The 16993-nt window shown below is 67.8% G+C and carries 12 protein-coding genes; 7 read left to right on the top strand and 5 right to left on the bottom strand.

Translation table 11 applies throughout. The features are described from left to right. Positions 1-84: 84 nt before the first annotated feature. Positions 85-1719: an MprA protease, GlyGly-CTERM protein-sorting domain-containing form gene (gene mprA, locus AC3FKG_RS06775; RefSeq protein WP_483710983.1), complete on the top strand. Its 1635-nt coding sequence runs from the start codon at positions 85-87 to the stop codon at positions 1717-1719. Between the two features lie 6 nt (positions 1720-1725). Here mprA and rrtA read toward each other — a convergent pair whose 3' ends face one another. Both rrtA and glnE read right to left on the bottom strand, forming a co-directional pair. Then, positions 1726-2307: a rhombosortase gene (rrtA, locus tag AC3FKG_RS06770; RefSeq protein ID WP_488742725.1), complete on the bottom strand. Its 582-nt coding sequence runs from the start codon at positions 2305-2307 to the stop codon at positions 1726-1728. A 31-nt stretch (positions 2308-2338) separates the two neighbouring features. Then, positions 2339-5191, bottom strand: coding sequence for a bifunctional [glutamate--ammonia ligase]-adenylyl-L-tyrosine phosphorylase/[glutamate--ammonia-ligase] adenylyltransferase (gene glnE, locus AC3FKG_RS06765; protein WP_483711468.1), 2853 nt, complete (start codon positions 5189-5191; stop codon positions 2339-2341). Between the two features lie 229 nt (positions 5192-5420). On the opposite strand from glnE, the gene AC3FKG_RS06760 reads away from it, so the two are divergent. From AC3FKG_RS06760 to aroG, 4 genes are all read left to right on the top strand, one after another. After that, entirely contained in the window at positions 5421-9671 is a 4251-nt protein-coding gene (locus tag AC3FKG_RS06760; RefSeq protein WP_488742724.1) for a YhdP family protein, read from the top strand. 48 nt (positions 9672-9719) lie between these two features. Further along, complete coding sequence (locus AC3FKG_RS06755) at positions 9720-10541, top strand: carbon-nitrogen hydrolase family protein (protein ID WP_488742723.1); 822 nt, start codon at positions 9720-9722, stop codon at positions 10539-10541. A gap of 82 nt (positions 10542-10623) precedes the next feature. After that, positions 10624-12084: a metalloprotease TldD gene (gene tldD, locus AC3FKG_RS06750; RefSeq protein WP_483710979.1), complete on the top strand. Its 1461-nt coding sequence runs from the start codon at positions 10624-10626 to the stop codon at positions 12082-12084. Between the two features lie 411 nt (positions 12085-12495). Beyond that, positions 12496-13575: a 3-deoxy-7-phosphoheptulonate synthase AroG gene (gene aroG, locus AC3FKG_RS06745; RefSeq protein ID WP_483710978.1), complete on the top strand. Its 1080-nt coding sequence runs from the start codon at positions 12496-12498 to the stop codon at positions 13573-13575. A gap of 44 nt (positions 13576-13619) precedes the next feature. Here the strand turns inward: aroG and AC3FKG_RS06740 are convergent, their stop codons facing one another. The 3 genes from AC3FKG_RS06740 to AC3FKG_RS06730 form a co-directional block, all read right to left on the bottom strand. Then, positions 13620-14054 carry a nitrous oxide reductase accessory protein NosL gene (locus tag AC3FKG_RS06740; RefSeq protein ID WP_488742722.1) on the bottom strand — a complete coding sequence of 145 codons (435 nt, stop codon included), beginning with the start codon at positions 14052-14054 and terminating at the stop codon, positions 13620-13622. 125 nt (positions 14055-14179) lie between these two features. Further along, positions 14180-14578, bottom strand: coding sequence for a c-type cytochrome (locus tag AC3FKG_RS06735; protein ID WP_483710976.1), 399 nt, complete (start codon positions 14576-14578; stop codon positions 14180-14182). Between the two features lie 14 nt (positions 14579-14592). Further along, the gene (locus AC3FKG_RS06730) at positions 14593-14940 is read right to left on the bottom strand and encodes a c-type cytochrome (RefSeq protein WP_483710975.1); all 348 of its coding nucleotides are present in this window, start codon (positions 14938-14940) and stop codon (positions 14593-14595) included. Between the two features lie 543 nt (positions 14941-15483). Between AC3FKG_RS06730 and AC3FKG_RS06725 the strand changes: the two genes are divergently transcribed. Both AC3FKG_RS06725 and AC3FKG_RS06720 read left to right on the top strand, forming a co-directional pair. Continuing rightward, positions 15484-16374, top strand: coding sequence for an AAA family ATPase (locus AC3FKG_RS06725; protein ID WP_483710974.1), 891 nt, complete (start codon positions 15484-15486; stop codon positions 16372-16374). Beyond that, a complete protein-coding gene (locus tag AC3FKG_RS06720) occupies positions 16374-16967 on the top strand; it encodes a GNAT family N-acetyltransferase (protein ID WP_488742721.1) in 594 nt (197 codons plus the stop codon). Before AC3FKG_RS06725 ends, AC3FKG_RS06720 begins: the two co-directional genes overlap by 1 nt. Positions 16968-16993 lie beyond the last annotated feature (26 nt).

The following is a 16993-nucleotide window of genomic DNA, read 5'->3' as shown; positions in this document are numbered from 1 at the left end:
CTCCCGCCCCCCCCCCCGCCCGGGGGGGGGGGGGGGGGGCCCCCCCCCCCCCCCCCCCCCCCCGGGGCGCACCGGGAGGCGTTCATGCCGCACCTGTCGCACCAGGTTTCCAGGCGCAGCCGCGCCGCTGCCCTCCGATGGCTCGCCGCAGCGCTCATGGCGCTGGGCTGGGCAATCCATGCTCCGGCCACGCTGGCGGCCGACGGCGTTCAGGCGTCTCCCGCCTATACCGGCAATGTCATCGTACGCTGGCGTGATACCAGTCTCACGCCGAGTGCGTCGGGCGCGATGGGCGATGCCAAGCATGGCACCGCGGCCGGCGAAGACCGCCTGCAGCAGTTGCGCAGCCACTCGGGCGTCAACCTCGCCGTGCGGCGAAGCATGGCAGGCAATACTGACCTGGTGGGCACGGCCGACGGCAGCCACCCCGATCCGGAGGCATTGGCAGCCACGTTGCGCCAGGATCCGCGCGTCGCCGACGCCGTGCCTGACCGCTGGCTGCACCTGCACGACACGATTCCCAACGATCCCGAATTCGCCTCGGCCCAGCCGTACATGATGGGCACCGGCACCGCCATCGGCGGCGCCAACCTGCCGCGCGCATGGGACCGCTCGCGCGGCAGCGCGGGCATCGTGGTCGCGGTGCTCGACACCGGCTATCTGCCCCACCCTGACCTGGCCGCCAAGCTGGTTGCCGGCTACGATTTCATCAGCAGCACCACGGTCTCCAATGACGGCGACGGCCGCGACAGCGATCCCACTGACGCTGGCGATAACGTGCCCTCAGGCTTTCTCTGTCCGGGCAGCTCCACACCGACTACCACGGCCACGTCCAACTCCTGGCATGGCACCCGCGTGGCAAGCGTGCTGGGCGCCCTGACCAACAATGGCCAGGGCATTGCCGGGGTCGACTGGAACACGCGCATCCTGCCGGTACGGGTTGCCGGACGCTGCGGCGCCCTGCTCTCCGACACGGTGGACGGCATGCGCTGGGCTGCCGGCATTAGCGTCCCCAATGTGCCGGACAACGTGAACCCCGCGCGCGTGATCAATATCAGCCTCGGCGGCGGCACCTGCACCAGCATCGAGCAGCAGGCCATCAACGATGTGGTCGGGCGCGGCGTGTCGGTGGTCGTGGCTGCCGGCAACAGCGGCGGGGCGGTGGAAGCGCCGGCTGACTGCAGCGGCGTGATTGCCGTGACCGCGCATGTCAATGACGGCGAGAACTCGAGCTTTGCCAGTGTCGGGCCGCAGGTCACGATCAGCGCGCCTGGCGGCGGCTGCGGCAATTCCAAGGTCGTGAACGGCATGTGCACGACGGCGGTGTCGGAGATCCGCACGCTCTCGAACGATGGCACTACCTCCCTCGGCGCCTACAAGACCATCAACTCGCAGGGCACCAGCTTCGCGGCGCCGATGGTATCGGGCGTGGTCTCGCTGATGCTGTCCGTCAATGGCACGCTTTCACCGGCACAGGTCACGGCCGCGTTAAAGAGTTCGGCACGGCCGCATCCGTCCGGCACCTACTGCACGACCAATCCGGGCGTGTGCGGCGCGGGCCTGCTCGATGCCGCTGGGGCGCTGACCGCGGCGGCCAACACCACGGCGGCACCGCCGGCCCCATCATCGGGGGGCGGCGGCGGCGCGATGGCGCCCTGGCAGGCGGCCCTGCTCGGCGTGGCCGGATTGCTGGCCTTCTCGCTGCGGCGCCGCGGTTGAGCGCCGTCAGCCTCGATCCGGGGCTGGCGCGCGCCGGCCCCGCCACCATTCCTGCAGCAGCCAGCATGCCAGGCCCGCCACGGCGCCGGCCGCATGCGCGGCGCGGACCACGCCAAAGCCCCAGGACGGCTCGAACACCACCGGCGCCAGCCACGATTGCTCCAACCACACCTTGGCCATCACGCCAAGGCTCAGCAGCCCCCCTATCGCCCGCGGCAAGCCGGGCACGCGCATCACGCTCAGTGCCGCCCACAAGGCCAGCCCGTGCAGTGCGCCGGACAATCCGCCATACCAGACGATTGCCGGCACGCGCAGCAACGCCACCTGCACCGCGATGCCGCAGAGCACCAGTACCAGCAGGGCTTCACGTACACGCACCGCACGGCCGGCGACCAGCAGCAGGCCAGCGGCCGCGCAGGCATCGGCAAGCCAGTGGCGCCAGTCCAGGTGTACCCACATGGCCGTCACGAGCCGCCACCACTCGCCGCCCCGCACGGCGTCGCGCAGGTAGAGGCCGTGCGCGTGCAGCCATGGCACGAAACTCATCAAGGCCGACAGCCCCCAGACCACGGCGATGGCGGCCAGCATGCCCGGCCATGCTGCGCCGGGCCGGGCCGGATCAGGCGGCACCGAACACGGCCTGCCAGAGCGCCGTGACGCGCGCGGTCAGTTCCGCCACCTGCGCGGCCGGCACGCGAGCCTGGTCCTGCCCGTCCAGCCGCAGCTGGTGCTGCAGCGCGCGGAACTGGCGGTAGGCGTCGCCGACCTGCACCGCCAGCGTGGCGTCGATCAAACCCAGCTCGCCGGCTTCGCGCAGCAGCGCGATATTGCCGGCATTGCGCGTGAGCTGCGGGTGGGTCCCGCTATGCAGCAGCACCAGGTACTGCACGGTGAATTCGATATCCACCATGCCGCCACGGTCATGCTTGAGGTCGAACAGCGGTGTCGGGTTCGGATGTCCTTCCGCCACCTTGCCGCGCATCTGCACGATCTCGTCGCGCAGCGCGGCGGCGTCGCGCGGCTGGCGCAGGATCTCGTCGCGCAGCGCCTCGAAGCGCGCGCCGATCGACGCATCGCCCGCACAGAAGCGCGCGCGCGTGAGCGCCTGGTGCTCCCAGACCCACGCGGTGTTATCGCCTTCGCGCAGCTGGTAGCGGCGGAACGCATCGAAGCTGGTGACCAGCAGGCCGGCCGCGCCGTTGGGGCGCAGCCGCATGTCGACGTCGAACAGCGAGCCGGCCGCCGTATGGCTGGTCAGCCAGGTGATGAGCCGCCGCGCATAGGCCGCGTACACGTCGGGCGCGCGTTCATGCCCGTCTTCATACAGGAAGATGATGTCCAGGTCCGAGGCATAGCCCAGTTCCTTGCCGCCCAGGCGGCCATAGGCGATCACGGCGAAGCGCGGGGTCTCGCAGTGGCGCGTGGCGAGCTGGCGCCAGACCGTTTCCAGCGTGACCTCCAGCATGGCGTCGGCCAGTTCGGACAGCCGGTCCGCGATCTGCTCGACCGTCAGCAACCCCTGCAGGTCCTGCAGCAGGATGCGGAAGGTCTCGACATGATGCTCGCGGCGCAGGACATCCATCTGCTGCTCGATCTGGCCGTCGGCGTCGAGCAGGCGCTCGGACAGGCGCCGGCGGAACGCGGGCCAGTCGGGGGCGCCGGCCAGCGCATCGCTGTCGAGCAGTTCATCGAGCAGTTGCGGATGGCGCGTCAGATACGTGGCCGCCCAGCGCGACGCGTGCAGCGTATGCGCGACGCGGTCCATGGCCTGCGGGTATTCCGACAGCAGCGAGAGGTACGAGGCGCGGCGGCTGATCGCCTCGAGGAAATCGATAAAGCGCGTGATGGTGCTGTCCGCGTCCTCCTGCCTGGCGGCAAGATCCAGCGCGCGGTTCACGAGCTGGTCGAAGCGCACGCGGCTCGATTCCGACAGCGCACGGTAGCGCAGCGACGTGGCAATGGCGCGCAGCCGGTCCAGCAGGCCCGGGCAATTGGTATAGCCGGCTTCCTGCAGGCGCTGGCACGGCGACACCTCGGTATCCGGGCCGCTCTGGTCCGGCGCCTCCCGCGTACTGCGCGCCTGCTGGTCTTCCAGCACGATGCCGGGCCACAGGGCCTCGCACGGCGAAGCGTCGGGATCGGAGAACGTGGCCTCGAACTGCTGCGCCACCGGCTCCTGCAGCGCGGCCAGCTTGCCCAGCAACTCGGGCCAGTCGGCGCAGCCCATCATCTGCGCCACGGCGAGCTGCTCTTCGGGCGCGGTCGGCAGGTGGTGGGTCTGGGCGTCGTCGCGATACTGCAGGCGGTGTTCGAGCTGGCGCAGGAAGCGGTAGGCATCGGCCAGCTGCGCAGCCTGGGCTGCGGGCAGCAGGCCCCGGTCGACCGCGACATTCAGCACTTCGAGCGTGGGCCGCACGCGCAGCGCCGGGTCCTGCCCGCCGCGAATGAGCTGGAACACCTGCGCCATGAACTCGATCTCGCGGATGCCGCCACGTCCGAGCTTGATATTGAACGAGCGCTGGTTGACGCCATGCCCGGGCAGGCCGCCGCTGCGCTTGGCGGCTTCGCTGCGGATCTGCGCGTGCAGCGAGCGGATCGCGGCGATCACACCATAGTCCAGGTAGCGCCGGAACACGAAGGGCGTGGTCAGGCGCGCCAGCAGGTCCGCGGTGCGCTGCGCGTGCGCCGTGTCGAGCGCCGACACCACCCTGCCCTTGATCCACGCGTAGCGTTCCCACTCGCGGCCCTGCACCACCAGGTATTCCTCCAGCATGCCCAGGCTGCAAGCCAGCGGACCGGCATCGCCATTGGGCCGCAGGCGCATGTCCACGCGGAACACGTAGCCGTCGCCGGTCACGTCGGCCAGCAGGTTGATCAGGCGCCGGCCCAGCCGGATAAAGTATTCGTGGTTGGACAGGCTGCGCGAGCCGCCACGGGTCTCGCCGTCCTCGTCATACAGGAAGATCAGGTCGATGTCGGACGAGACATTGAGTTCGCGTCCGCCCAGCTTGCCCATGCCGACCACGACGAGTTCCTGCACTTCGCCGCTTTGCTCGCCGACCGGCCTGCCGAAGGTGGCGGCCAGGTCGTCGCCGAGCATCGCCAGGCCGTGCTGGATGCAAAGCTCGGCGAGATCCGTCATGGCCCCCGTGACCTCGGCCAGCGTCGCCTGGCCGCGCAGGTCGCGCTCGATCGCCACGCACATGACTTCGGCGCGCAGGCGCCGCAGCGCGCGCTTGACGGATTCCTCCACGTCGGCCGACGGCTCCTGCAACGCCTTCAGGCGCTCGCTCATCCAGGCCCGCGACAGCGGCCCGGTTGCGGACGCCGCCACGATGCCGGCCAACTCCGGCCGGGCCAGCAGCACGCGGCGCGCGTAATGCGAACTCGAGGCCGAGTACAATACGTGGCCCCCGAAATCGACCGGTTCCGGCCCGGTAGCAGCGGTAGTGGCGAATGCGCCGCAAGCCATGTCGCACAGCGGCTGGCCGGCCGTGGCGCCTACGTCATTCTGGCCGGGTTGGATTTCAGCGGCATTGCCCACGGCGGAACTCGTCGGATCAGAGGCAGTCATTCCAGTAGCTTGAAATGCGTGAACAGGTGCGGCGCGCCCGCTGCACCCATCGCGTGTCAGGTGTTTGCAACATACCAAGGCCGGGCGCCAGATTGGAGAGCGGCTAGTATTGTCGGATAATCTGCGCATGTCCAGCCGCGCCCCAAACCCTGCTGACGGCTCCACCCCCAACGCGGGCGCGGGTAGCCAGGAAGCCGTCGCCAGCCTGGCCGCTTCCATTGCCTCCCCGTCGACTGCTGCCCCGGTCTCGCCGGCGCGGCGCGCGCGCGCGTTTGCACGCGGCTGTGCCGCGTCGGTGCGCGCGGCCGTGCGCCATCCGGTGTGGCGCGGCCTGGGCCGCACCCTGCTGCGCCTGGCGCTGGTCCTGGCTGCGCTGGCGCTGGTGGCGGGCCTGATGATCCGCTTCGTGCTCTGGCCGCAGGCCTCGGCGGCGCGGCAATGGCTGCAAGACCGCGGCTCGCTCGCGCTGTCGGCAAAGCTGACCATCGACTCGCTGGATACCTACTGGAATGGCTGGCACCCGGCCTTCCGTGCTCACGGCCTGAAGGTGGTCGACCCCCAGCAGCGCACGCTGCTCTCGGCCGGCTCGCTGGATGGCCAGCTCGCGTGGCGCTCGCTGTTCAGCATGAACCTGCAGTTCGAGACACTCAGCGCAACGCAGACCGATGTGCTGGTGCGCCGCACGCCCGAGGGCAAGCTGCTGGTTGCCGGCATGGCGGTCGACACCACCGGCGGCAACACCGAAGACAACCGCTTCCTGGACTGGCTGATGGCCCAGGGCAACCTGGACCTGCGCGACGGCAAGCTGCGCTGGCTCGACGAAAAGGGCCACCTGCCGCAACTGGACGTGGCCCAGATCCATTTCAACGCGCGGCGCAGCGGCCAGCGCCACGAGATCAGCCTGGAAGCGCAGTCCGAGGCGCTGGCGCCGCGGCCGCTGGTGCTGCGCGCCAGCCTGCGCCACGACTACCTGCACAGCGCCGGCAACTGGCGCCATTGGTCCGGGCAGGCAAGCTGGGACATCACGCAACTGCAGCTTCCGGTCGTGCAGCGCTACCTGACCGTGTTCGAGCGCGTGACGGGCGGCAGCTTCAGCACGGACGGCTCGCTGGAGTTCCATGGCGGCCGCATTGTGCGCAGCCAGGCACGGCTGCGCGGCAGCGGCATCGACCTGCAGCTTGCGGGCGCCAGCGAAGCGCTGCAGCTTGCCAATGCCCAGGCCTTCCTCCTGCATCGCAGCGAGCGTGACGGCAGCAACCTGCTGACGATCGACACCCTGCTGTGGCAACCGCGGCCCGCAGACGGACCGCCTTCCGCCAACGACAACGCGTGGCGCGAAGGCATGCGCAAGGTCACGCTGGGCTGGGCCATGGACAACAAGGGCGAGCTGCGCAAGTTCTCGCTAAAGGCCCCAACGTTCGACCTGAACACCGTGCGTGCACTGGCCACGTCGATGCCGGTCGATACCGCGGTGCTGCGCCAGCTGCGCGCGCTGCAGCCGGCCGGCCATATCGACAACCTGAACGTGGCCTGGAGCCGCGACCGCGCGGGCATGCTCGAACGGCGTCCGGGCAAGGCCCACTACGCCGTGCAGGGCACGCTGCGCAACGTCTCGGTCAACGGCCAGCCGGCGGTACCCGCGGTCGGCGCCAACGGCAAGCCCAACCTGGGCACGCCGGGCTTTGCCAACCTGTCAGGCACGTTCAGTTTCGACGACCGGCAAGGCGCGGTCCATTTCGAAGGCGCCAGCGCCGCGCTGGTGCTGCCCGGCATGTTCGACGAGCCTCGCCTGCCCTTCGACGAGATTGCCGGCGACGTGCACTGGACCCGCCAGGACGGCAAGATGACGGTGAACGTGTCGAACATCCGCTTCGCCAATGCCGACACGGCCGGCACCGTGAGCGGCTCCTGGCGCACGGGCGGCGACAGTGAAGCGGGCATCGCCGACCTGAGCGGCGAACTCAGCCGGGCGCAGGTGGCACGCGTGCCGCGCTATCTGCCGCTGGGCATTCCCGCCGGGACACGCCACTACCTGGCCGGCGCGTTGGCCGGTGGCGAGGCGGCTGGCGTGCGCTTCGTGCTCAAGGGCGACCTCACGCATTTCCCGTTCCACGCTCCCCATGAGAAGGCCGGCGACTTTCGCGTCGAAGTACCGATCCGCCAAGTCAGGTACCAGATCGCGGCACACGAGGCCAACCCGGGTGGCGCGCCGCTGTGGCCGACCTTTGCCGATATCGAGGGACAGGTGCTGTTCGAGCGCGGCGGCATGACGTTCCTGGCGCGGCGGGCCACGGTCCAGGGCATCGCCGGCGTCACGCTGCAGGATGTCAACGGCCGCATCGACGATCTGAGCGACCACGGGCGCCTCGAAATCGACGGCGGCGCCAGCGGCGCGGTGCAAGGCTTCCTGCACTACATGGCGGCCTCGCCGGTGCGCGAGTGGACCGGACACGTGGCGGACAACTCGCGCGCGCAGGGAAACGGCGAACTCAGGCTCAAGCTCGACATGCCGCTGACCAACGCCAATGCCGCGCGTGTCGACGGCACCTTCCGCTTCCCCGGCAACGATGTCGTGCTCAACGCGCAAACCCCGCAACTCGGCGGGGCCAGCGGCATCATCGCCTTCAACGAGCGCGGCTTCCAGCTCGTGAATATGCGAGCACGCTTCCTCGGCGGCGAAGTCCGCCTCGGCGGCGGCTCGCAGCCCGACGGTGGCGTGCGCGTCACCGCCAACGGCGATGCCACGGCGGCAGGCATGCGCGAAGCGGCCTCCGGCTCCGCCGTAGCGGCGCTGGCGGCCAGACTCGAAGGCAACACGGGCTACAGCGCGGTGTTCGGCGTGCGCGAACGCCAGATGCAGGTGCAGGTCAGCTCCGACCTGAACGGCATGGCCATCAGCCTGCCCGCGCCGCTGGCCAAGCCCGCCGCACAGGAAATGCCGCTGCGTTTCGATCTTCGCCCTGCGCCCGGACGCACCGGGCTGGACGAGATGGTGGTCCAGCTTGGCGGTGCGCTCAATGCCCGCTACCTGCTGCGCCCCGACCGCAATGGCGGCGACACCGAGGTGGTGGCCGGCGGCATCGGCCTGCAGCAGGCGGCGCCGCTGCCCGCCAGCGGCGTCACGGCAGCGGCCACGCTTGACCAGTTCGATTTCGATGGCTGGCGCGCCGCGCTCGCCAGCCTGGGCGGCATGCACGGCGACGGCAGCCGCCGCGCCAGTCCGCCCGCGTTCCTGCCCGAGCGCATCAACGCGCGCATGCGCACGCTCAGGGCCGCGGGCCGCACCATCGACGACGTCACGATCGAGGCCATGCGCGAGGCCGGCGGCTGGGACGTGAACCTGGACTCGCGCCAGATCGCCGGCAAGATGCAGTGGCGCGCCGAGGGCCCGGGCTCCGGCGCCATGCGCCTGCGCCTGAGCCGCCTGAACGTGCCCGACGCGAGCGACGAACACAATGTCGTCGACGCCATCGCCAGCAGCATCGACACGCTGCCGTCCATCGACCTGGTCGCCGAGCAGTTCGTGCTGCGCGGGCACGACTTCGGCAAGCTGGAGGTCGTGGCCCGCAGCAGCAAGAGCGGCGATGAACCGGTCTGGACACTCGAACGCCTGCTGATCGACCAGCCGGGCGCCACGCTGACCGGCAGCGGCACCTGGCGCGTGCCGCGCCGGCTGCGCGACGGTGACCCGGCCAACGCGCCGCGCCGCACGGCACTGACGTTCTCGATCGATATCCGCGACGCCGGCGCCACGCTGGAGCGCCTGGGCCTGCCGCACACGCTGCGCGACGGCAAGGGCAAGCTGGAGGGACGCGTGGCATGGCGCGGCTCGCCCATGTCGATCGACTACCCGACCCTGGCGGGGCGGCTGTCGCTGGACCTCGACAATGGCCAGATCCTGAGCGTCGAACCCGGTGCCGCCCGCCTGCTTGGCGTGCTGAGCCTGCAGGGCCTGTTGCGCTTTGCCTCGCTCGATTTCCGCACGCTGTCCGGGCGCGGGCTGCTGTTCGACCGTATCTCCGGCGCAGGCACGATCGAGAACGGCGTGGGATCGATCCAGGATTTCGAACTCAGGAGCCCGCAGATCATCGCGAACATGTCGGGTTCAGCCAACCTGCTGCGCGAAACCCAGGACCTGGATGTCCGGGTGATACCGCGCATCAACGCCACCACCACGTCTGTGGCGGCCGCCTTTATCAACCCGGTGCTGGGCATCGGCACGCTCGCCGCGCAATTGCTGTTCGCCGACGAGTTCTCCAAGGCGTTCACGCAGCACTACCGCATCACGGGCAGCTGGGCCAACCCGGAGATCGGCAAAGTGGGGGACAATAAGGCGCAACACCCGACGTACCAGAACCGCACCGAACCGGCCTTCTAGCCCTGAGCCGGCGGTGTCACGGCGTGCCCTCGTCCAAGGAAGCGATCCATGCAAGCCCCTGCCCCGTTTCGTGTTGCCGCCATCCAGACCGTGACCGGCACGTCGGTCGATGCCAACCTCGCGCGCGCGGCAACGCTGATTGCCGAAGCCGCGCTCGGCGGTGCGGAGCTGGTGCTGCTGCCCGAGTATTTCTGCATGATGGGCCAGCGCGAAGCCGACAAGATCGCCATCCGCGAGCAGGACGGCGACGGCCCGGTGCAGCAATTCCTGGCCGATGCCGCGCGACGCCACCGCATCTGGTTGGTAGGCGGCACCTTGCCGATGTGGTGCGGCGACGACGCACGCGTCTACAACACCTCGCTCGCATTCGACCCGCGCGGTGAACGCGTGGCCCGCTACGACAAGATCCACTTGTTCGGCTTTACGCGCGGCACCGAAAGCTATGACGAATCGCGCACCATCCTGGCAGGCAGCACGCCGGTCAGCTTCGACGCGCCGTGCGGACGCGTGGCAATGTCGGTGTGCTACGACCTGCGTTTTCCCGAACTCTACCGTGGCCTTGCAGGCGACGACGGCGCGAGCTTGATTCTGATGCCTGCCGCCTTCACTTACACCACGGGGCAGGCGCACTGGGAAATCCTGCTGCGCGCCCGCGCCATCGAAAACCAGTGCTATGTGCTTGCCGCCGCACAGGGTGGCAAGCACGAGAACGGCCGCCGCACCTGGGGCCATTCGATGCTGGTCGATCCGTGGGGCGAGTTGCTGGCCGTGCTGCCCGAGGGCGAAGGTGTCGTCACCGGCGTGATCGACCCCGCGCGGCTGGCCGAAGTCCGGCAGAACCTGCCCGCACTGCGACACCGGGTGCTGTAGCATTGGCGAAAGCCCCCGCCTCAACCTGACTATACGGCGCCGCTCCCATGCCGGCGCCCAGCAAGAAAGAAAAGGACTGTTCATGAACGCCGGCGATCTCGGAATCCGCAACCTTGCCACCGCGCAGCAACTGCTGCTGGCGCCGTATGGCCTGGACGAAGCCAGGCTGCAGCGCGTGCTGGCCGACATCTTCACGCACAAGGTCGACTACGCCGACCTGTATTTCCAGTACACCCGCAACGAGGCGTGGAGCCTGGAGGAAGGCATCGTCAAGTCGGGCAGCTTCAGCATCGACCAGGGCGTGGGCGTGCGCGCGGTCTCGGGCGACAAGACGGCCTTCGCCTACTCGGACGACATCAGCCTGCCGGCCCTGTCGCAGGCCGCGGCGGCCACGCGCACCATCGGCCGTTCCGGCAGCGGCCGCGTCAAGGTGGCCAGCGAACTGGCCTCGAAGACGGGCCGCAACCTGTACACGCCGAACGACCCGCTCGACTCGATGGCGGCCGCCGAGAAGGTGGCGCTGCTCGAACGCGTCGAGCGCATGGCGCGCGCCAAGGATCCGCGCGTGGTGCAGGTCATGGCCGGACTGGCGGGCGAATACGACGTGGTGCTGGTGGCGCGCAGCGACGGCGTGCTCGCCGCGGACGTGCGTCCGCTGGTGCGGGTGTCCGTCACCGTCATCGCCGAACAGGACGGCCGGCGCGAGATCGGTTCGTCCGGTGGCGGCGGCCGCTACGCCTACGGCTATTTCACCGATGCCCTGCTGCAGCAGTACGTGGACGAAGCCGTGGCTTCCGCTCTGGTCAACCTGGAAGCTCGCCCCGCCCCGGCCGGCGCGATGACCGTGGTGCTCGGTCCGGGCTGGCCCGGCGTGCTGCTGCACGAAGCGGTCGGCCACGGCCTGGAGGGCGACTTCAATCGCAAGGGCTCGTCGGCCTTCGCAGGCCGCATGGGCGAACGCGTGGCGGCCAAGGGCGTGACCGTGGTCGATGACGGCACGCTGGCCAATCGGCGCGGCTCGCTCAACCTGGACGACGAAGGCAACCCGACCCAGTGCACCACGCTGATCGAGGACGGCATCCTGCGCGGCTATATCCAGGACACGCTCAACGCCCGCCTGATGAAGATGCCCGTGACGGGCAACGCCCGCCGCGAAAGCTATGCCGCGCTGCCGATGCCGCGCATGACCAACACCTACATGCTCAATGGCGACAAGGACCCGCAGGAAATCATCGCCAGCGTGAAGAAGGGCCTGTATGCCGTGAACTTCGGCGGCGGCCAGGTCGATATCACCAACGGCAAGTTCGTGTTCTCGGCGAGCGAGGCCTACATGATCGAGGACGGCAAGATCACCTATCCGGTCAAGGGCGCCACGCTGGTCGGCAATGGCCCGGAATCGCTCAAGGACGTCACCATGATCGGCAACGACATGCGGCTGGACTCGGGCGTCGGCGTGTGCGGCAAGGAAGGCCAGAGCGTGCCCGTGGGCGTCGGCCAGCCGACGCTGCGCATCGAAAACATGACGGTGGGCGGCACGGCCTGAGCGTGGCGGCCGCGCCAAGGGCATCACGAAGCCCGGCGCGGCACTTGCCAACCCTTGCAAAAAGCGCTATAAAGATGCTTCGCGGTCGCGCAGGTGATCGCCGCGACCCGAAATTTTGACGGTGTTCGCGCAATTTCCTGCCCCTCTGTCACGCAGCGCAGCATAAAAGCCGCGCTTCGAAACAAAATCGAATTCACGCTGACCCCAGCCCTGCCCTTCTCCGCCATGTCCGCTAAGTTTTACTTTTACTTCTTTAGCGAACCCACACCGCTGGCGGATAGGGAGGGACGGCTGTAAGCGCCCCGAACCGAAAAGAAAAAGCCGCCAGCGAGACTGGCGGCTTTTTTTATATCTGCTTTTTTCCCTGCTTCGCCCAGACAACTTCCACGACCTCACAAGACCGGACTCATCATGCTGAAGAACACCGACGACCTGCGCATCCGTGAACTCAAGGAACTGCTGCCGCCCGCGCACCTGATCCGCGAGTTCGCCTGCTCCGAAAAGGCTTCGGACGTGATCTACGCCGCGCGCCAGTCGATGCATCGCATCCTGCACGGCATGGATGACCGCCTGATCGTCATCATCGGCCCATGCTCGATCCACGACACCAAGGCCGCGCTCGAATACGCCAAGCTGCTCAAGGTGCAGCGCGAGCGCTTCGCCAATGAACTGGAAGTCGTGATGCGCGTCTACTTCGAGAAGCCGCGCACCACGGTCGGCTGGAAGGGCCTGATCAACGACCCGTACATGGACGGCAGCTTCAAGATCAACGACGGCCTGCGCACCGCGCGCGAGTTGTTGCTGAACATCAGCGAGATGGGCGTGCCGACCGGCACCGAGTACCTGGACATGATCAGCCCGCAGTACATCGCCGACCTGGTCAGCTGGGGCGCGATCGGCGCGCGCACGACCGAATCGCAAGTGCACCGCGAACTCGCGTCGGGACTTTCGTGCCCGGTCGGGTTCAAGAACGGCACCGACGGCAACGTCAAGATCGCCGTCGATGCGATCAAGGCCGCGTCGCAGCCGCACCATTTCCTGTCCGTGACCAAGGGCGGCCACTCGGCGATCGTGTCGACCTCGGGCAACGAGGACTGCCACATCATCCTGCGCGGCGGCAAGGCGCCGAACTACGATGCCGCCAGCGTGCAGGAAGCCTGCGACGCCATCGCCAAATCCGGCCTGGCCGCGCGCCTGATGATCGATGCTTCGCACGCGAACAGCAGCAAGAAGCACGAGAACCAGATCCTGGTATGCGAGGACATCGGTCGCCAGCTCGCCGCCGGCGACGACCGCATCGTCGGCGTGATGGTCGAATCGCACCTGGTCGCGGGACGCCAGGACCACGTGCAGGGCACGCCGGTGGAAAGCCTGACCTATGGCCAGTCCGTGACAGACGCCTGCATCGGCTGGGACGATTCGGTCAAGGTGCTGGAAACGCTGGCCGAAGCCGTCAAGGCCCGCCGCCTGGCAGGCGGCAGCGGCAACTGATATCGCTCGCCTGATTGACGGCCGGTGGTGCGCCGCCTGTGGCGCTACATCCGGCCGTCGTTCGATGCGCCGCCGCAGATGTCGACCATGTCGGTCGTGACCTCTGCATAAGCCAGCATCTTCCCGCCGTAGCCATCCATGAACGCGCGGGCGCCCGCAGCATCGCGGAAGCTCGCGATCGCCGGACCCATCGGCCCGCGGCGCTTGCTGCCGAACACGTACACGCCAGTGGTGGCGTCGAACCAGTGGCCGCGCGGACTCTCCCACTCCGCGAGCGCCATGTCCTGCACGAACACCGCGCGCACTGGCCTCGCCTGTGCAGGCTTAAGCAGCGTGTGGAACATCTCCACCGTGTCGCAGAACCAGTGCGGCCGGGCATCGCCGGCATAGAAAATCTGCGCTTTCGGGCCGGCATAGTCGGCGAGAAGCATGCCATCGAGGTCGCAGGTGCTGGCGGACTCGATCTCGGCCGGTTGCACGGGCCCTTCCTTTACCTTGCTGCACGCGGCGGCATAGGGACCGCTGCCTCCAGACGCAAAAAAGCCGCCCCCTCACGGGAAGCGGCTTTTGGCGACTACAAGGCGACTAATCGCCGAGACGTCTTTTACTTCTTCAGCACCAGGTCGCCCGGCAGCGACTCGATGTAGGCAGCGATGTCCTTCAGTTCATTGCGCGTGAACGGGCGCGGCTTGCCAGCCTTGTCCGTAACGGCCGGGTTGGCATTGACCTGGCCAGCCATGATCGCGTTGGACCGGCCCACCTGCGGCACGCCCGACACCTGGTACGACATCAGCGCGTGATAGAGATAGTCGGCATGCTGGCCAGCCAGCTTGGGATAGTCCGGAGAAATCGGGGCATTCAGGCCAGCGCCGTGGCAGGCCACGCAATTGCCCTTCTCGACCAGCGCCTTGCCGGCGGAAAGGTCGGCTGCCGAAGCAGTGGCGGCGGAGGCACCCAGCACGAGTGCGCCAATCGCGAACGAAAGCGTCTGAAGCGTCTTCATGGTTGCGGTGTCTCTCACTTCAAGGTGTTGTTCTGCGAACCGGCCTTCTGCTGCGAGTAGTAGGCCGCCAGGTTGGCGATGTCCTGGTCGGTTAGCGACGCGGCAATGCTGCGCATGGTCGGATGCTTGCGATCGCCCTTCTGGTAGCCCTTCAGTGCGTTCTCGATGTACTTGGCGCTCTGGCCGCCGAGCATCGGGACTTCATAGACTTCCGGGAACGACGCACGGTAGCCCGGAATGCCGTGGCATCCGATGCACATTGCAACCTTGTCCTTGGCAGCGTCTCCATTGCCCTTGACTTCCTGTGCCAGCGCTGCTGTTGCAGCCGCGCCCAGCACCACCATCGTGAGGAGCTTTTTCATTGTCTTAGCGGATTGGAAGTTAAACCGTGCGTGACCTGCCCTGCCGGGCGGAGACGGTCTCAGAATGCTTCTGCGGGAAGCCTGGCAGCCCGTGGGTGCCTGCTGGCAATCCATCAGACTGTCGCATCCGGTTCGTTGCCGGGATGTGGAACACCATTCTGGGACCACCTCTCGCAATCACCGCGACCCGTCGGACCGCAGGGACTTCTGAACGCGGACTGCCGGATGCTGGAGAACTGGACGTGGGGGCGCGTCAAACCGCCGCATTGTACAGCAGGCGGCACCTGGCAGTCCAGCCGATGACCGGGGAGCAACCCTAATGTCAGCCGGCGCCAACAAGAACGGTAAAGGTCTTTTATACTGACCCATCCAGGAATTACGAACGACCGTTCGCGGATCTTGCCGCAGCGGCGCCTCGGCACCGCTCAGGCTCGTCCGGGTTCCATAATGAAAGCGCGCGTGACAGCGCGAAGAGACTGCACTAATCACGCCGACCCTGGCCTTATCCGGCCAGCTACCCGGCCGTCCACTTCAGGTTGCCTCATGTCAAACACCGCCAACGCTTCCGCCCAAGCCACCTCCGCCCAGCAGGTCCGTTTCGAAGGTAGTGACCAGTATGTCGCCACGGACGACCTCAAGCTGGCCGTCAATGCCGCGCGAACGCTGCAGCGTCCGCTGCTGATCAAGGGTGAGCCGGGCACCGGCAAGACCATGCTGGCCGAGGAAGTGGCCGCGGCGCTGGGCATGCCGCTGCTGCAATGGCACATCAAGTCGACCACCAAGGCGCAGCAGGGCCTGTACGAGTACGACGCCGTATCGCGGCTGCGCGATTCGCAGCTTGGTGATGACCGCGTGCACGACATTCGCAACTACATCGTCAAGGGTGTGCTGTGGCAGGCTTTTGAAGCGGACGAACAGGTGGTGCTGCTGATCGACGAGATCGACAAGGCCGACATCGAATTCCCGAACGACCTGCTGCGCGAACTCGACCGCATGGAGTTCTACGTCTACGAGACGCGCGAACTCGTAAAGGCCAGGCATCGCCCGCTGGTGATCATCACCTCGAACAACGAGAAGGAACTGCCGGACGCGTTCCTGCGCCGCTGCTTCTTCCATTACATCAAGTTCCCGGATGCCGAGACGATGCAGCAGATCGTCGACGTCCACTACCCCGGCATCAAGCGCGAACTGGTGGCCGCCGCGCTGGAATCGTTCTACGAGATGCGCAACCTGCCGGGCCTGAAGAAGAAGCCGTCGACGTCGGAACTGATCGACTGGCTCAAGCTGCTGATGGCCGAGGACATTCCGGCCGAGGCGCTGCGCAGCCCGGACAAGAAGGCCGCGATCCCGCCGCTGCATGGCGCGCTGCTTAAGAACGAGCAGGATGTGCACCTGTTCGAGCGCCTAGTGTTCATGAACCGCGCCAACCGCTGATGAGCGACTTCATCCAACCCGTCACGCTGTCGGGCCGGCACGCCACGCTCGAGCCGCTCCGGGCCGAGCACGCGCAAGGCCTGCGCGCTGCCGCCGAAGACGGCGACCTGTGGAAGCTGTGGTACACCACCGTGCCAGCGCCCGATCGCATGGAGGCCGAGATCGCGCGGCGCCTGGGCCTGCAGCAGCAAGGCTCGATGCAGCCGTTCGCGGTGCGCGACGCCGATGGCGAGCTGGCCGGCATGACGACGTACATGAACATCGACGCGGCCAACCGGCGCGTGGAGATCGGCTCGACCTGGTACGCGCGCCGCGTGCAGCGCACGCCGCTGAACACCGAGTGCAAGCTGATGTTGCTGCGCCATGCGTTCGAACAGCTCGAGTGCATCGCCGTGGAGTTCCGCACGCACTGGATGAACCACCAGAGCCGCACGGCCATTGCGCGCCTGGGCGCGAAACAGGACGGCGTGCTGCGCAACCATATGCGCATGCCGGACGGTTCGCTGCGCGACACGGTGGTGTTCTCGATCATCGCCAGCGAATGGCCGGCGGTGTGCAATCACCTGCAATTCCAGCTCGAGCGGCCGCGCTGAGCGCGCCGCCCCGCTGCCACTGATCG

Source organism: Cupriavidus sp. 22TCCZM04-2, from assembly GCF_057798895.1.
This window is presented reverse-complemented; position numbering and strand designations above follow the sequence as displayed.

Excerpts from the sequence above, each read along its gene's own strand:
- aroG (WP_483710978.1), top strand. The coding sequence starts at position 12,496 with ATGCTGAAGAACACCGACGACCTGCGCATCCGTGAACTCAAGGAACTG.
- AC3FKG_RS06760 (WP_488742724.1), top strand. The coding sequence starts at position 5,421 with ATGTCCAGCCGCGCCCCAAACCCTGCTGACGGCTCCACCCCCAACGCG.
- glnE (WP_483711468.1), bottom strand. The coding sequence starts at position 5,191 with ATGGCTTGCGGCGCATTCGCCACTACCGCTGCTACCGGGCCGGAACCG.
- AC3FKG_RS06720 (WP_488742721.1), top strand. The coding sequence starts at position 16,374 with ATGAGCGACTTCATCCAACCCGTCACGCTGTCGGGCCGGCACGCCACG.
- AC3FKG_RS06755 (WP_488742723.1), top strand. The coding sequence starts at position 9,720 with ATGCAAGCCCCTGCCCCGTTTCGTGTTGCCGCCATCCAGACCGTGACC.
- AC3FKG_RS06725 (WP_483710974.1), top strand. The coding sequence starts at position 15,484 with ATGTCAAACACCGCCAACGCTTCCGCCCAAGCCACCTCCGCCCAGCAG.
- AC3FKG_RS06735 (WP_483710976.1), bottom strand. The coding sequence starts at position 14,578 with ATGAAGACGCTTCAGACGCTTTCGTTCGCGATTGGCGCACTCGTGCTG.
- AC3FKG_RS06730 (WP_483710975.1), bottom strand. The coding sequence starts at position 14,940 with ATGAAAAAGCTCCTCACGATGGTGGTGCTGGGCGCGGCTGCAACAGCA.
- rrtA (WP_488742725.1), bottom strand. The coding sequence starts at position 2,307 with ATGCTGGCCGCCATCGCCGTGGTCTGGGGGCTGTCGGCCTTGATGAGT.
- mprA (WP_483710983.1), top strand. The coding sequence starts at position 85 with ATGCCGCACCTGTCGCACCAGGTTTCCAGGCGCAGCCGCGCCGCTGCC.
- tldD (WP_483710979.1), top strand. The coding sequence starts at position 10,624 with ATGAACGCCGGCGATCTCGGAATCCGCAACCTTGCCACCGCGCAGCAA.